The organism is Pseudanabaena sp. CCNP1317, from assembly GCF_034931345.1.
Classification (GTDB): Bacteria; Cyanobacteriota; Cyanobacteriia; order Pseudanabaenales; family Pseudanabaenaceae; genus Pseudanabaena; species Pseudanabaena galeata.
Genome location: NZ_JAYGIF010000087.1, coordinates 1 through 2,509, shown reverse-complemented (window position 1 = coordinate 2,509; position 2,509 = coordinate 1). Strand labels below are relative to the sequence as shown.

At 38.7% G+C, this 2,509-nt stretch carries 1 protein-coding gene; it reads left to right on the top strand.

The window, feature by feature from the left end; all coding sequences use genetic code 11:
• The first annotated feature begins 456 nt into the window (after positions 1 to 456).
• Positions 457 to 2,388: an MASE1 domain-containing protein gene (locus VB775_RS15685; RefSeq protein ID WP_281006123.1), complete on the top strand. Its 1,932-nt coding sequence runs from the start codon at positions 457 to 459 to the stop codon at positions 2,386 to 2,388.
• Positions 2,389 to 2,509: the final 121 nt, after the last annotated feature.

Here is a 2,509-nt window from a genome sequence, read left to right as displayed (position 1 = left end):
GAGTAGTTGTTTGACAATCTTAGGGAAGTTAGATAACATTGTTAACATTATTTTTTGTTTTGACGCTTCTAATTTATCAAATTAGAAGCGTGTTTTTCTAGCTTTTTTCTATCATTCAACACTTCTGACCCAGAAGATAAGTGGTAGCGCAAAGCGCTACCACTTATCTTCTGGGTATAGCTATCTCTAGCGTTGCTGTACAAGGCGCAAGAAAAATTCTTTGTTTTTTATAAAAATAAACTCAATTAACCTAATACAATCTTTTAATAGCTGATTTTACGTAAAAAAAATGTACTTTATCCCCCAAACCATTCTCCTTGTAGAGAGAAGGGGAGGCAGAAGTTTAGTTACTCCTTCCTCCTTTACAAGAAGTAAAGCTAGGGAGCCAGTGTTTAGCAACTACCACATACAATCAGTTAAAGGGCTATACAGAATTGAGCTATTGGGTACAGCAATATGTTGAGAATTTCTGTGATTTTTCGTCAACACAAATCTATTAGGAAAACCTGTATCAATTGCCTTGGCATTGCCATAGTCGCAGCAGGTTACTATGGACTTGCCGAAATATGCCGCCGCATCGCTTCGCCCCCTCAAGATGTTACACCTGTTTGGTTTCCCGATGGATTTGCATCAGCAGCGATTTTACTGTTTGGCGATCGCTTACTCCTTGGGGTCTTTATTGGATCTTTCTTAGCAAATATTTGGGCTTTTCTAAAAACCGATACTACTTTACATCTGCTGCAATCCATAGCCCAAGTCATGATCATTGCGATCGGGACAACTACAGGAATTGGCTTGGGTAGTTATCTGTTGCGTCGGGCGATCGGTCAAGAAAGTCCGCTTAGAAATTTTCGGAATGTCGCCCAGTTTTTTGGGTTTACAGCGCTAATGGGAACGATGGTGAATGCCACCGCAGGTGTAACAGCTCTATGCTTAGGCAGCACGATCGCTTGGTCTGGGTATCCAAATGTCTGGCTAACTTGGTGGGTGTCCAATGTGACAGGTATTTTTGTTTTAACGCCAGCTCTCTTAAGTTGGAGTGAGATTACCCGCTACAAACTAATCTACTTCTATCGCAAAACCAATCTTCTACATTGCTTAGAAGCATTGGTGATGTTAGTCATTGTGCTAATAATTTCTCAAATTGCTTTTGTTGGTATTTATCCCATTGAGTATCTGATTATTCCCTGTCTGGTATGGGTAACTTTCCGTTTTGGTCATTTTGCCGCTACTAATTTGATCCTACTGATTGCTATAATTGCTATTTTTGGCACACTCCAAGGCTCAGGGGTATTTGCAAGAGTCAATATTAATGAATCCTTACTATTATTACAAAGTTTTATTGTCGCTACTGTTTCATTTACATTAATTTTGTCAGGAACGATAGATGAACAGCGTCGCAATAGCAATCATTTGAAAAAAGCCCAAATAGAACTACTTCAGAAATCACAACTTCTTACTAAAAGGAATCAGGAACTTACCCAAGCTAAACAATTAGCCGAATCAGCCAACCGTTCAAAGAGCCATTTTTTGACTAGTATGAGTCATGAGTTACGCACTCCTCTCAATGCAATTATTGGTGTCACTCAATTGCTTCAGGAGGAAGAGAGTAATTTACCGCAACAAAAAGAAGATTTACAGATTATTTATAATTCAGGATTCCATTTACTTGCTTTAATTGAAGATATTCTTGACATTTCTAAAATTGAAGCTGGTAAAATGGAAATCCAACCAATGGATTGTCAATTGTCACAACTATTGCAGGGAGTGAGTGAGGGTTTTCGAGTTTTAGCGAATAAAAAAGGTATAGATTTAATTTGTGAGTTTGCACCCGATCTACCCCAGATCGTACATACAGATGTCAAGAGACTGCGGCAGATTCTCTTTAATTTGCTAGGTAATGCATTGAAATTTACCAATAAAGGATCAGTGACTTTTGCAGTCAGCAAAATGACCAATCAAGAGTTGATTTCTGATCTTGCCACTTCTGTTCATAGTACTATTACCTGCTCTTCACATTGCATCTCGACTACATCTGAAATTGTATATGTGCTATTTGCGATCGCCGATACAGGCATAGGGATTGACTCGGAAAAACTGAACAAAATCTTTTTACCCTTTGAGCAGGTGGGCGAACATAAGTTTAAATCTCAAGGTACAGGCTTAGGGTTAGCCATCAGTCAAAAAATTGCTCAGTTTCTGGGTGGGGAAATTAGTGTAACTAGTGAATTAGGTGTAGGTAGTTGTTTTAGTTTACGATTACCATTTGAAGCCATTGATCCTCCCCATTATGGTGAAGTTGAGAATGATGATAGTAGCGCATATCTAAAGTCAAGCAATTCTGCTCAAACGATAAATTCTTACCATGGGTTTGACTCCAAATTATAGCGGTTTTCAAATGAGCAAGAGCAAGGTAAAATGGAGAGAAAATGCAAACAGGAAAAGCGTATTCACAGGATTTGAGAGAACGAGTAATCGCAGGGTATCAAAAAGGAAAAACCACGATGAA